Consider the following 15,965-nt stretch of genomic DNA (forward strand, 5'->3'; position numbering starts at 1 on the left):
CGATGGGCGGCGAGGCCACGGCGCGGGACGGACGGCGGCTGCGCCTGCACGTGCGCGGCGCGGTACAGGGCGTCGGCTTTCGCCCCTATGTCTACGGCCTCGCCACGCGCTACCGCCTCGGCGGCTTCGTCGCCAACGATTCCCATGGCGTCGTCATCGAGGTCGAGGGCGAGCGCGCGTCGGACTTCGTCAGGGCACTGCCGCTGGAAAAGCCGCCGCTCGCCCGGATCGACGAGATCTCGGTGCAGCCGGTCGGGGCGGTGGCGAGCGAAGGGTTTTATATCCGCGCGAGCGACCAGGGCAGGGTGTCGACACGCATCGTCGCCGATGCCGCGACCTGTCCAAAATGCCTGAGCGAGCTGTTCGATCCAGCCGGCCGGTTCTATCGCTACCCCTTCGTCAACTGCACCCATTGCGGTCCGCGCTATACCATTGCCGAGCGGCTTCCTTACGACCGCGCGACCACGGCCATGAAGCGCTTTGCGATGTGCAAGGCCTGTGCGGGCGACTATGCCGATCCCGACAGCCGCCGCTTCCATGCCGAAGCGATCGCCTGCCCGCAATGCGGCCCGCGGCTCAGCCACGGTATCGAGGACATCGCTGCCGCGATCGCCGCAGGCAAGATCGTCGCAGTCAAGGGGCTCGGCGGTTATCAGCTTGTCTGCGATGCCCGGGACGAGGCGGCCGTGCAGCGCCTGCGCCAGCGCAAGCAGCGCGACCAGAAGCCGTTTGCCGTCATGGTCGGCTCGGTGGACGCGGTCGCCGGCATCGCCGACGCCGATGCTGCCGAGCTCGCCTTGCTCGAGACGTCGCCGCGGCCGATCGTGCTGATGACATCGCGCCATCAGCTCTCGCCGGCGATCGCGCCGGAGCTGGCGCGGATCGGCATCGCGCTGCCGGTCACTCCGCTCCATCATTTGATCTTCGAGGCGCTGGATGCGGCGTATCCGCTCGCCGGCGAGAGCTGGGCGATCGTCGCCACCAGCGCCAATCCCGGCGGCGAGCCGCTTCTGACCGACAATCGCGAGGCCGAGCTGCGGCTTGCCGGCATCGCCGACCTCATCGTCAGCCATGATCGCGACATCGTCACCCGCGCCGACGATTCCGTGGCGGCCGTCGTCGCCGGCCGGACGCAATTCATCCGCCGTGCCCGCGGCTACGTGCCAGAGCCGGTTCGGCTGGCGCGACCGGTGCCGCCGATCCTTGCGGTCGGCGGCGCGTTGAAGTCGACCGTGACGGTCACGCGCGGCAGCGAGGCCTTCGTTTCCCAGCACGTCGGCGACCTCGGCACCGCCGAAGGCGTCCGTGTCTTCGAAGAAACCATCGGCCACCTGCTGTCGACGCTGGACGTCGAGCCGGCGGTTATCGCCCATGATCTGCACCCGAACATAGCCTCGAGCCGCTTCGCCGAAGCGAGCGGGCGGCGACTGATCGCAGTCCAGCACCATCATGCCCATGCCGCCTCCGTGATGGCGGAGCATGGCCTCGCAGGATCTGCGTTGGCGCTGGTGCTCGACGGCTTCGGCCAGGGCAGCGACGGCGGCAATTGGGGGGGCGAGCTCCTGCTGTGCGAGCGCGCGCAGTTCCGGCGGCTCGGCCATCTGGCGACGATGAAGATGGCGGGCGGCGATCGCGCCGCGCGCGAGCCGTGGCGCATGGCTGCAAGCGCATTGCATGGCCTGGCCCGCGGCAACGCGATCGCGACCCGGTTTGCGGCGCAGCCGCAGGCTGCGCGTCTCCATGCCTTGCTCGACCAGCCGGGCGTACCGGTGACGACCAGCGCCGGCCGGCTGTTCGATGCGGCGGCGGGGCTGCTCGGTCTTTGCCAGGTGCAGAGCTATGAGGGCGAAGCCGCGATGAAACTGGAGGCGCGGGTTCGCGCGCCGCGCTCCATGAAAGACGGCTGGACGATCGAGGATGGGGTGCTGTCCCTGTTTCCGTTGCTTGCGCGCCTTGCGGCCGAGGGCATCGATCCGGTCGAGGGGGCCGGGCTGTTCCATGGCACGCTCGCCGCTGCCTGCGTCGACTGGATCGCCCGTGCGGCGCGCGAGACCGGCGTCACGACCGTCGCCCTGAGCGGCGGCTGCTTTCTCAACGCGATCCTCAGTTGCGAGATAGAGCGCGGCTGTATCGCCGCCGGTCTCTTGCCGCTGCTGCCGCGGCAAGTGCCGCCCAATGACGGCGGTCTCAGCCTCGGCCAGGCCTGGATCGCCGCGCTCCAACTCGAACAGTACGGCCTGGAAGGAACCGCCTGATGTGTCTCGCGATACCTGCTGAGGTCACGAAGCTCCTGCCCGACGAGATGGCGATCGTCTCGATCGACGGCGTGAGCAAGGAGATATCGGTCGCCTTGATCGAGAATCTCGCCGTCGGCGACTATGTGATCATCCATGTCGGCTATGCCCTGACGAAGATCGATCCGGAGGAGGCAATGCGGACGCTCGAGCTGCTGCGCGAGCTTAGCGCCGAGGGGCAGGGAGCCGCGTCATGAAATATGCCGACGAGTTTCGCGACAAGGAGATCGCGCTCGGGCTTGCGAAAACGATCCGCGCGGAAGCCGATCCGCAAAAGCTCTATCGCTTCATGGAATTCTGCGGCGGCCATACCCACGCGATCTCGCGTTACGGCCTCGAGGACATGCTGCCGAAGAACGTGCGGATGATCCACGGCCCCGGCTGTCCGGTGTGCGTGCTGCCGGCCGGACGCATCGACATGGCGATCCGGCTCGCCGAGCGGCCGGACGTCATCCTGTGCGTCTATGGCGACCTGATGCGCGTTCCCGGCTCGCAGGGCACATCGCTGTTGAAGGCGAAGGCGCGCGGCGCCGACATCCGCATGGTCTATTCCACCATCGACGCGATCCGGATCGCCGAGGACAATCCCGGACGCGAGGTCGTGTTCTTCGCCATCGGCTTCGAGACCACGACGCCGCCGACTGCAGTCATGATCCGGCTGGCGGAGAAGAAGCAGCTCGAAAACTTCACCGTGTTCTGCAACCACGTGCTGACGCCGCCAGCGATGCAGAACATCCTGGAAAGTCCCGACATCCGCAACATCGGCCGGGTCGAGATCGACGGTTTCGTCGGGCCGGCCCATGTCTCGACGATCATCGGCACGGCCCCTTACGAGTTCTTTGCCGAGGAGTTCGGCAAGCCCGTGGTGATCGCGGGCTTCGAGCCGCTCGACATGATGCAGGCGATCCTGATGCTGGTGCGGCAGGTCAACGAGGATAGGCACGAGGTCGAGAACCAGTACAGCCGCGCGGTGAACCGCGACGGCAATCTGCGCGCCAAGGAGGAGGTCTCCGACATCTTCGAGCTGCGCGATCAGTTCGAATGGCGGGGGCTCGGACAGGTTCCCTATAGCGGGCTGAAGCTGAAGCGCCCTTACGCCATATACGACGCCGAGGTGCGCTTCGACATGCACGAGCTGCGCGTCGACGACAATCCCGCCTGCGAATGCGGCGCCATCCTGCGCGGCGTGAAGAAGCCGGTCGACTGCAAGCTGTTCGGCACCGTCTGCACGCCGGAGACGCCTATTGGCTCCTGCATGGTCTCCTCCGAAGGCGCCTGCGCCGCACACTGGACCCATGGCCGCTTCCGCGACCACCAGCAAAGGCGCGTGTCATGAAGGCCTACCAGCGCAAGCTCGACATCAGGAACGGCTGCGTCGACCTATCCCACGGCTCGGGCGGCCGGGCCATGGCGCAGTTGATCTCGGGTCTGTTCCACGAGGCCTTCGGCAATGAATGGCTGGCGCGCGGCAACGACCAGTCGGCATTCGACGTTGGTGCCGGGCGCATGGTGATGACGACCGACGGCTATGTGGTCTCGCCGCTGTTCTTCCCCGGCGGCAATATCGGCTCGCTTGCAGTGCACGGCACCGTCAACGATATCGCCATGGCCGGTGCACGCCCGCTCTACCTCTCTGCAAGCTTTATCATCGAGGAAGGCTTCCGCTTCGCCGACCTCAAGATGATCGCGGAATCGATGGGCGAGGCTGCGCGCACGGCCGACGTTCACATTGTCACCGGCGACACCAAGGTTGTCGAGCGCGGCAAGGCCGACGGCCTGTTCATCTCGACCGCCGGCGTCGGGGTCGTGCCCCACGGGCTCGATCTCTCGGCGGAGAATGCCCGCGTCGGCGATCGCGTCCTGATCTCGGGCACGCTCGGCGATCACGGCGTGGCGATCATGTCGAAGCGGCAGAATCTCGCCTTCGAGACCGAGATCGTCTCGGATTCGGCGGCGCTGAACGATCTCGTCGCGAAGATGGTCGAAGCCGGCGGCCGCGGCATCCGCCTGATGCGCGATCCCACCCGCGGCGGGCTTGCCGCCACGCTGAACGAGATCGCCCAGCAGTCCGACCTCGGCTTCCATCTTCGCGAGGAGGCGATCCCGCTCAAGCCGGGCGTCGCGGCAGCGTGCGAGCTGCTCGGGCTCGATCCGCTCCATGTCGCCAATGAGGGCAAGCTGGTCGCGATCGTGGCGCCCGAAAATGCTGCTCCAGTGCTGGCCGCGATGCGGGCGCATCCGCTTGGCCGCGACGCCGCCGACATCGGCGAGGCCGTGGCCGACGATCATCATTTCGTGCAGATGGCCACGAGCTTCGGCGGCGGGCGGATCGTCGACTGGCCGTCGGGCGAGCAATTGCCGAGAATCTGTTGAGGCAAATCATGCGCATCCTGCTCCTGTCGCATTCCTTCAACAGCCTGACGCAGCGGCTGCATGTCGAGCTCAGGGATCGAGGCCACGATGTCGCGGTCTAGCTCGACATCCATGCCGAGGTCACGCGCGAGAGCGTGTCGCTGCATCGGCCGGATCTTGTGATCGCGCCGTTCCTGAAGCAGGCGATTTCCCAACGACGTCTGGCGCAGCCTGCTGTGCCTGTCGTCCATCCCGGTCCGCCCGGCGATCGCGGTCCGGCGGCGCTCGACTGGGCGATTCGGCCGGTCGCCCAAGCCGACATCCAGCGCCATTTCCGCGTCAGCCCGCCGAGTGTCCACCAGATGATCGTCACCCTCGAACGGAACGGCTTCATCCGACGTCAACCCGGCGTCCCCAGAAGTATCGAGATTCTCTTGCCACCGGAAAACTTGCCCATTCTCGAATGGCTCGGTATCAAAACGTCAAAATCACTATGATGAACCACTAGCTTGAACTCCGCACGCAGCCGTTTGAGCGGCGGGCGGAGGCAAGCCCTTCAATGGCCATCTCCCCCGACGAGGACGGGAGAGCCGGCCAGATGGGGACACGAAACTTGAACAGATAGCAGTGAAAGCTGCGAACCAACTGCCGAAGAGCGAGGTGCCGGAAATTCGCACGCCATGTTCTGTGAGAACCCCGGCGGGCGGAGCTGCGATGCTCCCCCTCTAGGACAATCTCCTTCGGGGATCCCGTCAAAGGGTCGTCAAAGGGGGAGGGAGGCGGCAGGGAGTCCGTCCGCCAATGCGCCCCTTACTGATCCCAATGACCTCGGAGTCATCTGCAACGTCCTGTGAGGTGCGCACCCCGTTCATGTCCCCCCCTTTTGGTCCCTCGCGGGGGAGGGGTTAGGGACAGGGATAAACCGCAACGGAGGTGCGCCTAGGAACGTCAGTTCGACTTCGGGGTCGCCGCTGTCGGCTGGGCGGCCGCCTGCGGGTCGCGGCCGACAATTACGGTGAGCAGGCCGTCGCCCCAGAGCTTCTTTGCGACCCGCCTGGTGTCGTCAAGCGTCACCGCGTCGACGATGGTGTTGCGCTTCTCGATATAGTCGATCGGCAGCTTGTCGAGCTGATACTGCAACAACGTCTGCGCTAGATTGGAGGAGGTGTCCAGCGCCAGCACCTGCGAGCCCTTGAGGTAAGATTTGGCCTCGTCGAGCTCCTTTTGCGTCGGGCCCTCCTCGGCGATGCGGCGGATTTCCGTCTCGACCGCATCGACGGTCTCGCCGGCGCGATCGGCGCGGGTGCCGGTGTTGCCGATGAACAGCGCGGAGTGATCCATCCAGAGCAGCGCTTCAGAAATCGAATAGGCCAGCCCACGCTTTTTGCGCACTTCGTTGAAGAGACGCGACGACATGCCGCCGGCGAGAATGTGGTTCACCACATCGGCCGCCATGAAATCCGGGTCGTGCCTGTTGATGCCGGGTCCGCCGAAGGTGACGACGGTCTGCGGCACGTCGAGCGGGATGAAGGCGCGCTGCGGCGGCTTGGCCGCCACAACATCGGGGATCGGCGTCAGTTCAGCCTTGGCCGGCAGGGTGCCGAAGGTCTTGTCGAGCAGCTTGCCGAGCGTGTCGGGATCGACGTCGCCGACTACGACGATGCGTAGCGTATCCTTGGCGAGTATCCGGCGCCCATAATCCTTCAGGTCGGCGATCTCGATTTTCGGTACGCTGTCGAGCGTACCGGTGTCCGGCCTGCCATAGGGATGATCGCCAAACGCGACTTCGAGGAACTTGCGGTAGGCCAGCGAGGACGGATTGGTCGATTCTCGGCGCAGGGTGGAGATCACGTGGGCGCGGATGCGTTCGACATCGGTCGGCTCGAACCGCGCGGAGGTCAGCGCCATCCGCAACAGGTCGTACGCTTCGTCCTTGTTGTCCTTGAGCATGCGAAGCGAGCCGCGGAAGTGATCGCGCGTCGCGGAGAAGCCCAACTTGATGGCCCGGCGGTCGAGCCGCTCATGGTAGGTCTTGGAATCGAGATTGCCTGAGCCTTCGTCAAGCAGGTCGGCGACCAGATTGCCGACGCCGGGCTTGTCGGCCGGATCCTGGCTCGCGCCGCCGCTGAAGGCATATTTCATCGCGATCAGGGGCACGGTCGCGTCCTGCACGAACCACGCTTCGATGCCGCCGGGCGACACCAGCCGCTGGATTTTGGCCGCAGCCTGCGCGGGCGCGGATGACACCGTCGGCATCGCGGCGCAGGCGCCGCCGATCAGCGCCGCGCGGCGGGTGAGGGAATAGGTCACGAGCGCTTCTCCTTATGTTTCGGCGCAGTATCCTTGATGAGATAGCCGGTCACCGATCGCTTCTTGTCGAGCCATTTGGCCGCGGCGTCGCGCACCTGTTCGCCGGTGACGGCACGGATACGGTCCGGCCAGCTCCTGACATCGTCGATGCTGAGACCGGTGGTCAGGGCTTCGCCATACGACCTCGCCAGCATCACCTGATCGTCCTGGGCGTAGATCGCTTCGGCAATGAGCTGGGTCTTGACCCGCTCGAGGTCCTCGGCGCGTGCGGTCTTCTGCGCGAGGTCGGCGATCACCTTGTCGATCGCCTCCTCGATCGGCGCGAACTCGACGCCTTGCTTTGGGGTCACCCAGATCAACAACTGCGAGGGGTCGAGCGCCGTGCGCCGGTAGCCAGCGCCGGCGCTGATCGCGAGCCCCCTGTCGATCACCAGCGCGCGGTAGAGATAGGAGTTGGCGCCGCCGCCCATCAAATGCGCGAGCACATCGAGCGCGGGGCTTTCGCCGGTTGCCGCCGTCGCGCCCGCCGGCACCACATAATAGCGGCCCAGGCCGGGCTGTTCGACGCGCGGATCCGACAGCGTCACGGTGCGCGGCGCCGCCGGCATCGACTCCTGCGGCCGGATGCGCTTCTCGGAGATCGCGTGCTGCGACGGGATCGGACCGAAGTTCTTCTCCACCAGCGGGCGGATGTCCTTGACGTCGACGTCGCCGGCGATCACCAGGATTGCCTTGTTTGGGGCGTAGAAGCGCTTGTAGAACGCGAGCGCATCATCGCGGTCGAGCTTTTCGATCTCCTGGTGCCAGCCGATCACCGGGCGGCCGTAGGGATGGTTGAGGTAAAGCGCGGCCATGATCTGCTCGGCCAGCCGTGCGTCCGGATTGTTGGCGACGCTCATGTTGTATTCTTCCAGCACGACGTCACGCTCGGGCAGCACGTCCTCGTCCTGGAGGATGAGGCCGGTCATGCGGTCGGCCTCGAACTCCATCATGGCAGGAAGCTGCTCGCGCGGCACGCGCTGGTAGTAGCCAGTGTAGTCGACCGAGGTGAAGGCGTTCTGGTCGCCGCCGACCCGCTGCACGGTCTGCAAGCACTCGCCGGCCGGGTGCTTGGCGGTGCCCTTGAACATCAAATGTTCGAGGAAATGCGCGAGCCCGGATTTGCCCGGCGTCTCGTCGGCGGAGCCGACCTTGTACCAGATCATCTGCGTCACGACAGGCGTGCGGTGATCAGGGATCACCACAACCTGCAAGCCGTTGTCGAGCGTGAAGCTGGCGGGGCGTTCGGAGGTAACCGTAGTCTGGGCGCGGAGGCCGCTGCTTGACAGCGAGGTCGTGCAAACAAGTGCGGCAACGAAAAGGGCGGTCGCTCGGTGTGAGGGCATCATGATCCTTATTGAAGCCCGAACATGCGCTCGGGGGCTATTTGAGTTCGATTTCTATGCGCACGGCCACCACTCTCAAGTTTTCACCCAAGGGGGCGGAGCGGAGAGCGAGGCGCGAAGCTCTGCGGGCGTTGCCTAAACTAATTGGGTTTGGCCGGCATTTTTGGCGTTGGCGGGACGCTTAGCTGCTCGGCGCCCGGTGAGGAAGTCGCGGCCGATGGCACAGTGGTCGACCTGGCTGCGCCCATTGGAGAGCGGCCGACGATAATGGTGAGCAGACCCTGGCCCCACAGCCGCTGTGCGGCCCTCTTGGCGTCCTCCAACGTCACTGCATCGACGACGGCGTTGTGCTGTTTGACATAGTCGATCGGCAGCTTATCAAGCTGATGCTGCAGCAGCGTTCGCGCAAACTTCGAGGAAGCGTTGAGGGCCAGCATCTGTGAGCCTCTCAGGTAAGACTTTGCATCGTCAAGTTCCTGCTGGGTCGGTCCTTCCTCGGCGATTCGGCGGACTTGATTCTCGATCTGCTCGACCGTCTCGTCAGCGCGATCGGCGCGGGTGCCGCTATTGCCGACAAACATGGCGGAATGATCCATCCAGACCAGGCGCTCATGGACCGAATAGGCCAGCCCGCGCTTCTCTCGGACTTCACGGAACAGCCGCGACGCTAGACCGGGGCCGCCAAGGATGTGGTTGACGACATAGGCCGCCATGAACTCGGGCTCGCTGCGGCGGACGCCGGGACCGCCGAAGGTCACAACGGTCTGGGGCACATCGAGCGGAATGAGGACACGCTGCGGCGGTGTTGCTGCGACCACGTCGGGCACCGGCGCCAACTCCGCCATGGCCGGCAGGCCGCCAAAAGTCCTGTCGAGCAATTTGCACATTGCCTCCGGATCGACGTCGCCGACCACCGCGATCTTGAGTGTGTTTTTTGCTATCACGCGTCGGACATAGCCCTTGAGATCCGCGACCTCGATCTTTGGCACGCTCTCGATCGTGCCTCTGGCCTCCCGAGCATAAGGATGATCGTTAAAGGCGACTTCGAGGAATTTGCGATTGGCGAGGGACCAAGGATCGGTCGAGTCCTGCCGAAGGTTCGCAAGCATGCTGGCACGAATCCGTTCGACATCGGCCGCGTCGAAACGCGGCGACGTTAATGCCATCCGTAGCAGGTCGAAGGCCTCGTCCCTGTTGTCTTCGAGCGTGCGCAAGGCACCGCGGAGGTGATCGCGGGTCGATTCAAAGTTCAGCTCAATCGCGCGACGGTCGAGCCGCTCATGAAAGGTCTGCGAATCTAGATCGCCGCAGCCTTCACCGAGTAGGCCAGACACCATGTAGCCGACGCCGGGTTTATCGGTGGGGTCTTGGGTCGCGCCGCCGCCGAATGCGTATTTCATCGCAATCGACGGGACAGTGGCGTCCTGCACGAACCAGGCTACTATACCGCAAGATGACACCAGGCGCTGGATCTTGGTCGCGCCACGCGTTCCGGCCGCGGAAGGTGAACGTGGCGAGGCGTGCATTGCGGTCGAGAGCGAGGCTCCGCCGGCGAAGACCGCACGAGGTGTGACGGAATCGGTCATGATCGCTTCTCCTGGTGGTTCCGCGTTGACTCTTTCATAAGATAGCCGGTCACGGAGCGCTTCTTGTCGAGCCATTTCCCAGCTGCCGCGCGCACCTGGTCGGCGGTGACGGCGCGGATGCCGTCCTGCCAGCCTCGGATTTCGTCGATGCTGAGCCCAGTCGTGAGCCCACCACCATACCGGATCGCAAGCTCTTCTTGGCTGTCCTGGGCGTAGGTTGCTTGCGCGATCAGCTGCGTCTTGGCCCGCTCGAGATCCTCGGCGCGCGCGCACATGTGCGCAATATCGGCTATCACCTCGTCGATGGCGCACTCAATCTCCCCGAATCCGACGCCGGGTTTCGGGAGCGCATAAATCTCGAATTGCGTAGGATCGAGCGAGGTACGCTCGTAGCTTGTCTCCACCGTGATCGCAATCTGCTTGTCGATTACCAGCGCGCGATAAAGATGTGAGTTGGCGCCGCCACCCATCAATTGCGCGAGTACATCAAGCACTGGACTCTCGCCGGCGGGGTGAGCCGACGGCACGAGATAATAACGGCGCAAGGCTGGCTGCTCGACGCGGGGATCGGTCAGCGTCACGGTACGCGGCGCGGCCGGCGTCGGCTCCTGCGGTCGCAGGCGTTCCGCGGGAATTGATGGTTGCGGGGGGATGTGGCCATAAATCTTTCCCACCATTGGGCGGATCGCATTTGCATCGACGTCACCGGCGATGATCAGGATCGCGTTGTTCGGCGCATAAAAACGCTTGTAGAAGGCGAGCGCGTCCTCGCGATCGAACTTTTCGATCTCCTGACGCCAGCCGATCACAGGGCGGCCGTAGGGATGGTTGAGGTAAAGCGCCGCCATCATCTGCTCGGCGAGCTGCGCATCCGGCCTGTTGGCGACTTGCTTATTGAGTTCCTCAAGCACCACATCGCGCTCGGACAGCACGTTCTCCTCTTTGAGGATGAGACCGGTCATGCGGTCGGCTTCAAGTTCCATCATCTTGCCGAGCTGCTCGCGCGGCACCTGCTGGAAATAGGCGGTATAGTCGGTGCCGGTGAAGCCGCCTTGCTTGCCGCCGCAGCGCTGCACGGTCTGGGAGAATTCACCCGCCGGGTGTTTGGATGTGCCCTTGAACATCAGGTGTTCGAGGAAATGCGCAAGCCCCGATTTGCCGGGTGGCTCGTCGGCGGAGCCGACCTTATACCAGATCATCTGAGTCGCAACGGGCGTCCGATGATCCGCAATCACCGCGACCTGCAGGCCGTTCTGAAGCGTGAAGCTGGCTGGTCGATCCGACCTGACTGTGTCCCGGGCAAGGACGCTCCCTTCTTCAGGAACGTACCGAAGGTTACCATCCGCGCTATCATACGTTTCGACAGCCAGTGCGGTGCGCGTCATCAAATCGAAGGCACCAGCCGCGGTGCTTCCCACCTCGGCGGTCACCGAACTCCAGTTCTTCATCGCATCGCCTTTTCGTTCCACAGAGAGCCACGTTCTGTGACAGACAATCCCGACAAAAGCGGGAAACCGCACACCGTTTGGCAAGCAACTGAGCAAAGACCGGGCCAACTGCTGGCGGCCTGCGCACGGCCACGCTACGCGCCAACTGGACGCAGAACAAACGTGGGGCGCACGTTCTGGCCAAAGGTCAACCCCGGCATGTCGTGAACACGACATTGCGCACGAAACCGCACCATAACTTGGCGCCGACTGGCAGAATGGCAACTCGCAGCAAACGACAGACCGAGCGGCGATTACAACGCCGACTCCAATTTCGCCTGGCTCGCTGTTACACGCTTAAGGACGCTCATCCATCGAAAAGTCTGACGCACGGCGTCCTCCCGACGGTCCAACTCGGGCGGGCAGTGAACGATTGCCTGTTCGCTGGAGCGCAAATTTCTTCGCAGCGGATGCCACGGCAGTGCACTCAACTCGGCTGATGGCTCACTCTCCCTCTGCGCCGTGAGCGGGTTCGCAATATTTCTCATGATCGCGAGACGGGAGTTGGCGAGCAGCTGCTTGGAGTGCACTCCGCTGATAAATAGTGTAGGACAACGCGCCAGAATAACGTAAATGTCTCGGTAACGCGAATTAGGTTGTCGAGAATGGGCACACTTCGCCAATGTGGTCGCGGATAACTTTGATAGCGTTCAGCCGGCGAACCGCCTCGTCGGCAATCACTTCTAGCAATCAACAAACGCGTTGTTCCCTAGGGCGTCGTAGAATGGCGTTTCTGCAGCATACGCGCGGCAAGTGCACATCTCGTCAAATGCGATCGCTGGGCAGCGACGACGGCGCGATCTGCGAGGAATCGGCCGACAGCGGCGCGAACAGTTCGATCGGGTCGACGATATCGTCGATGGTCCGCGCATCGAAGAAGCTCGCCCGGGACCCATCGTAGCTGTGGGTCGGGGTATCGATCAGGTGAAGCACGACGGGATTGCTCTTGAGCAACTCTGCGCGGTCGACGAGATCCTCCCATATCAGCTACTTGGTGAAGGGACACCGTCGCGAGCGTGACCGGCTCGGTGACTTTCCAGCCTGGATGCTCTTGATGTTGTGGCGGACACCTTTAAGCTGGGCAGGCGGATCGGCTCGTTCTGAATGAGGGGGTTGACTTGCGCCGCTGCTCTCCGACTTGTCGGCCGGACTCAATTCGCAGGCTGCTGAAATACGAGCTGAAGACATTCGGCGGAAGCTGATCTGGATGATCGGGCTTCCAACGATGCTCATGGGCCTGTTCGCCCTGCTGTTGGTTTGCCGCATCGCCACAAACCGTCGCGTCGATGACGGCAGCCATGCGCCAACTCGAGCGACGGTCGGTTCGATGCGGTTCTGCCGGGTAGCGGATCCAAAATGGCCTCCACGTTAGACGGTACCGAGTGTGACGTCCCTCGAATGCGGGAGCTGCTCCTCCCACTGCACGATCGACATGTTGCCTCAGGCAAGTTTAAGCGTGTCGCCGCCGATCTCCCGGTTGCAAGGGCAGAGCTCATCAGTCTGTATCGCATCCAGAACGCGTAGCGTGTCTTTTGGGCTGCGGCCGATATTGAGGCTTGTCGCATAGACATGCTGGATCGTATTCTCAGGATCGACGATGAAGGTGTAGCGATGCGCGATGCCTTCACGCGAGCGCACTCCAAGGCCATCGACCAGTGCGCCCTTGGTGTCGGCAAACTGCCAGATCGATAGACGGTGCAGGTCCCTGTGCTCACGCCGCCAGGCGAGCTTGCAGAACTCGTTATCGGTCGAGCCACCAAGTACGACTGCATCGCGATCGGCGAAATCCTTGGATAGGCGGGCAAACTCAGCGATTTCGGTTGGGCAGACGAATGTGAAATCCTTCGGGTAAAAGAAGATCACTTTCCATTTGCCGGGAAAGCTCGTCTCAGACAGCGTCTCGAAGGCGCTCTGCCCGTTCTCCTCTGGCAGGTGAAAGCCGGGCTTTACGCCTGTGATTTCGAACGGCGGCAACTTACTTCCAATTCCAGACATATTGTCCTCACTACAACATCGCGTCACGCGGAAACTGCGTTCCGGGCCTAGCAAAGCAAGCGATATGCCACCCGCTCTGACGGCAAGTACCCACCGTGCCGGTCTTGAAACATTCGCCTTTGATGATGGCGGTGTCCTCGAACCCGATCTGCACCGTACGATCCCCTCATCGCCTCGGGCTAAAGCCCGGCATTCCCCGTTCCGCGCCCTGTCGCCGGGCGCTCGTAATGGAATCAATGCGCCAGGGTTTTGTCCGGTTTCTGTCAAAAGGGCTTTGTCCGGTTTCTGTCAAAGCCCTTGCCGCTGTCGCGTCCGCAACGGCATCCGGTCTCGCACGCCGCGCGATTAGTCCAGCATGCTCAGGCGCTTGACGCACCTGCGAACGAAATGGCACGCCAGTTGCTAAATGGATGCAGCAACAACGAGTGAGGGCTGAGGGCATGGCGACGCCGATGGCGAGCGATGGCCTCCTTCCCGAAGCCCGTGTGCCCACGTTTCTGAGAGAGAAACAGTCTCGCGCGTTCGGCGCGAAAAAGTTGGCAATCGGTTGATGGAGAGCAACATGTCTTCGCTGAGACAAATCGCGTTTTATGGCAAGGGTGGCATCGGTAAATCGACGACGTCGCAAAATACGCTAGCGGCCCTTGCTGAGCTGGGCCAAAAGATTCTGATCGTTGGTTGTGATCCCAAAGCAGACTCGACCCGCCTCATCCTGCACGCCAAAGCGCAGGACACCATTCTGAGCCTGGCGGCGAGTGCCGGCAGCGTCGAGGATCTCGAAATCGAGGACGTCATCAAGCTCGGCTACAAGGACATTCGATGCGTCGAGTCCGGCGGTCCGGAGCCGGGGGTCGGGTGCGCCGGAAGAGGCGTGATCACTTCCATTAACTTTCTGGAGGAGAATGGCGCCTATGAGGGCATCGACTACGTCTCTTACGACGTGCTCGGCGACGTCGTCTGCGGCGGCTTCGCGATGCCTATCCGCGAGAACAAGGCGCAGGAAATCTACATCGTGATGTCCGGCGAGATGATGGCGATGTATGCCGCCAACAACATCTCCAAGGGTATTCTGAAGTATGCGAATTCCGGCGGCGTGCGCCTCGGCGGCCTGATCTGCAACGAGCGGCAGACCGACAAGGAGCTGGAGCTTGCAGATGCTCTTGCCAAGAAGCTCGGCAGCCGGCTGATCTACTTCGTGCCGCGCGACAATGTCGTTCAGCACGCGGAGCTGCGCCGCATGACGGTGCTGGAATACGCGCCAGATTCCAAGCAGGCGGATCACTATCGCAATCTCGCGACCAAGATCCACAATAATGCTGGACAAGGCGCTATCCCGACGCCGATCAGCATGGACGAGCTCGAGGACATGCTCATGGAGCACGGCATCCTCAAGCCCGTCGACGAGAGCTTGGTCGGCAAGACCGCCGCCGAGCTCGCCGCTGTTTCGGCATAGTTCATGATGTCGGCCTTCTCGACCCGGGAAGGCCGACATCGTCCACTCAGATGCTGGGGGGACCTTCATGATTGGTACACAAAGACAATTGGCCGATACGGTGTCACCTCCTGTATCGGCGGCTCACGTCGCCGAGCAGCGCAATGCAAGTAAGCTCTACGGCCTTCTGACTGGACGCCATCCAACAGAAGTCGATATCAGCGATAATTACGATTTCGATCGCCATGTGCTCGCCTGCGTTCTCGCCGCATCCGCTATGGATGGCGGCCAACTTCCCGAACAGGCTGGCTTGACTAACCAGGAGCTCAATGCGCTCCTAGTGCAATACTTCCCGTCCAGCCCGGTCAGAAGGTGTACCTGGCGCGAACAGTCCGCGTTATCGGCTCCTGACGAGACAATTATGGTGCGCGACCTCCTGCTAGCGCATCGTTCTACTCATAGCGAGGTCGGCGGCTGGTTGGCGACAATGATCGCGCGGCGCGCCATGGAGCCCAATCACTTGTGGGAAGATCTCGGTCTGCGGAAGCGCGACGAATTGTCCCGCCTCCTGACGCGCCATTTCGGGTCGTTAGCGGCTCGCAACTCCAAGAAGATGCGTTGGAAGCGCTTCTTCTATCGCATGCTATGCGAAGATGACGGCCTGGTGATGTGTACTACGCCGGTCTGCACGGAATGCAATGATTTTGATCTTTGCTTCGGCGAGGAGAGCGGGGAGAGCCGGATGGCCGGACGACGGCGGGATCATCTGCGTCGTCTCGATGATTCCGTTTAAAAGACCGCGCTGGACCTGCGATTGCTTGGCGGCCGCTCCCACCGCATTGTGATCGCCAAGCATTCAGGGTTTGCCGCAATCACTTCGCTGTTGTCCGAGTTGCAGCTGTCGGTCACCGCCGAGCAAACCGAAACCATCCTCGCGCGCGTCCGCAAGCATGCCATCGAGCACAGGAGCCGGTTGCCCGGAACGGTGGTAGCAATCTGGCACGACATTCACGAGGGCTCCCTCGTCAAGGGCGCGTGATCGGCTGGTCAGCCAGGGCCGCGCGATCAAGTTGAAACATTCGGCCCGGATGGTTTCTGGGCGCGGATCTAGATGGAGGTTGAGA

The 15,965-nt window shown here is 63.1% G+C and carries 15 protein-coding genes; 8 read left to right on the top strand and 7 right to left on the bottom strand.

The genetic code is table 11. The features are described 5' to 3' along the window. Positions 1-2 precede the first annotated feature (2 nt). From hypF to hypE, 4 genes are read left to right on the top strand one after another with little or no spacing between them, the layout of a single operon-like run. Positions 3-2,255, top strand: a complete 2,253-nt coding sequence (hypF, locus tag FXB40_RS24385; protein WP_187437109.1) for a carbamoyltransferase HypF — start codon at positions 3-5, stop codon at positions 2,253-2,255. Further along, on the top strand, positions 2,255-2,491 hold the full coding sequence (locus FXB40_RS24390; protein ID WP_085398637.1) for a HypC/HybG/HupF family hydrogenase formation chaperone: 237 nt from the start codon (positions 2,255-2,257) through the stop codon (positions 2,489-2,491). The genes hypF and FXB40_RS24390 overlap by 1 nt, the downstream gene beginning before the upstream one ends. Continuing rightward, complete coding sequence (gene hypD / locus FXB40_RS24395) at positions 2,488-3,630, top strand: hydrogenase formation protein HypD (RefSeq protein WP_148774725.1); 1,143 nt, start codon at positions 2,488-2,490, stop codon at positions 3,628-3,630. Before FXB40_RS24390 ends, hypD begins: the two co-directional genes overlap by 4 nt. Continuing rightward, entirely contained in the window at positions 3,627-4,667 is a 1,041-nt protein-coding gene (hypE, locus tag FXB40_RS24400; protein WP_148774726.1) for a hydrogenase expression/formation protein HypE, read from the top strand. The genes hypD and hypE overlap by 4 nt, the downstream gene beginning before the upstream one ends. Here the strand turns inward: hypE and FXB40_RS50150 are convergent. Further along, on the bottom strand, positions 4,583-5,050 hold the full coding sequence (locus tag FXB40_RS50150) for a hypothetical protein (protein ID WP_347339778.1): 468 nt from the start codon (positions 5,048-5,050) through the stop codon (positions 4,583-4,585). The genes hypE and FXB40_RS50150 overlap by 85 nt on opposite strands. Between FXB40_RS50150 and FXB40_RS24405 the strand changes: the two genes are divergently transcribed. After that, positions 4,967-5,143 carry a LexA family protein gene (locus FXB40_RS24405; protein WP_347339776.1) on the top strand — a complete coding sequence of 59 codons (177 nt, stop codon included), beginning with the start codon at positions 4,967-4,969 and terminating at the stop codon, positions 5,141-5,143. The two genes, FXB40_RS50150 and FXB40_RS24405, sit on opposite strands and share 84 nt — an antisense overlap. A 451-nt stretch (positions 5,144-5,594) precedes the next feature. Here FXB40_RS24405 and FXB40_RS24410 read toward each other — a convergent pair whose 3' ends face one another. The 6 genes from FXB40_RS24410 to FXB40_RS24430 all read right to left on the bottom strand — a co-directional run bounded on the left by FXB40_RS24410 (position 5,595) and on the right by FXB40_RS24430 (position 13,409). After that, positions 5,595-6,956, bottom strand: coding sequence for a M16 family metallopeptidase (locus FXB40_RS24410; protein ID WP_430647985.1), 1,362 nt, complete (start codon positions 6,954-6,956; stop codon positions 5,595-5,597). Next, on the bottom strand, positions 6,953-8,341 hold the full coding sequence (locus FXB40_RS24415; protein WP_148774727.1) for a M16 family metallopeptidase: 1,389 nt from the start codon (positions 8,339-8,341) through the stop codon (positions 6,953-6,955). Before FXB40_RS24415 ends, FXB40_RS24410 begins: the two co-directional genes overlap by 4 nt. 140 nt (positions 8,342-8,481) lie before the next feature. Next, complete coding sequence (locus tag FXB40_RS24420) at positions 8,482-9,927, bottom strand: M16 family metallopeptidase (RefSeq protein ID WP_187437111.1); 1,446 nt, start codon at positions 9,925-9,927, stop codon at positions 8,482-8,484. Continuing rightward, entirely contained in the window at positions 9,924-11,375 is a 1,452-nt protein-coding gene (locus FXB40_RS24425; protein WP_430647988.1) for a M16 family metallopeptidase, read from the bottom strand. The genes FXB40_RS24420 and FXB40_RS24425 overlap by 4 nt, the downstream gene beginning before the upstream one ends. 804 nt (positions 11,376-12,179) lie before the next feature. Then, positions 12,180-12,347 (bottom strand): hypothetical protein, encoded by a 168-nt coding sequence (locus tag FXB40_RS48085; RefSeq protein WP_187437112.1) that lies wholly within the window; start codon positions 12,345-12,347, stop codon positions 12,180-12,182. A 507-nt stretch (positions 12,348-12,854) separates the two neighbouring features. Beyond that, positions 12,855-13,409 carry a peroxiredoxin gene (locus tag FXB40_RS24430; protein WP_148774728.1) on the bottom strand — a complete coding sequence of 185 codons (555 nt, stop codon included), beginning with the start codon at positions 13,407-13,409 and terminating at the stop codon, positions 12,855-12,857. A 562-nt stretch (positions 13,410-13,971) separates the two neighbouring features. Between FXB40_RS24430 and nifH the strand changes: the two genes are divergently transcribed. The 3 genes from nifH (at position 13,972) to FXB40_RS24445 (ending at position 15,880) form a co-directional block, all read left to right on the top strand. Beyond that, on the top strand, positions 13,972-14,862 hold the full coding sequence (nifH, locus tag FXB40_RS24435) for a nitrogenase iron protein (protein ID WP_148774729.1): 891 nt from the start codon (positions 13,972-13,974) through the stop codon (positions 14,860-14,862). A 67-nt stretch (positions 14,863-14,929) separates the two neighbouring features. Next, a complete protein-coding gene (locus tag FXB40_RS24440; RefSeq protein ID WP_148774730.1) occupies positions 14,930-15,634 on the top strand; it encodes a nitrogen fixation protein NifQ in 705 nt (234 codons plus the stop codon). A 21-nt stretch (positions 15,635-15,655) separates the two neighbouring features. Then, positions 15,656-15,880 carry a hypothetical protein gene (locus FXB40_RS24445; RefSeq protein ID WP_148774731.1) on the top strand — a complete coding sequence of 75 codons (225 nt, stop codon included), beginning with the start codon at positions 15,656-15,658 and terminating at the stop codon, positions 15,878-15,880. Positions 15,881-15,965: the final 85 nt, after the last annotated feature.

The sequence above is a fragment of the Bradyrhizobium rifense genome (genome assembly GCF_008123425.1).
In the GTDB taxonomy this organism is placed as follows: domain Bacteria; phylum Pseudomonadota; class Alphaproteobacteria; order Rhizobiales; family Xanthobacteraceae; genus Bradyrhizobium; species Bradyrhizobium rifense.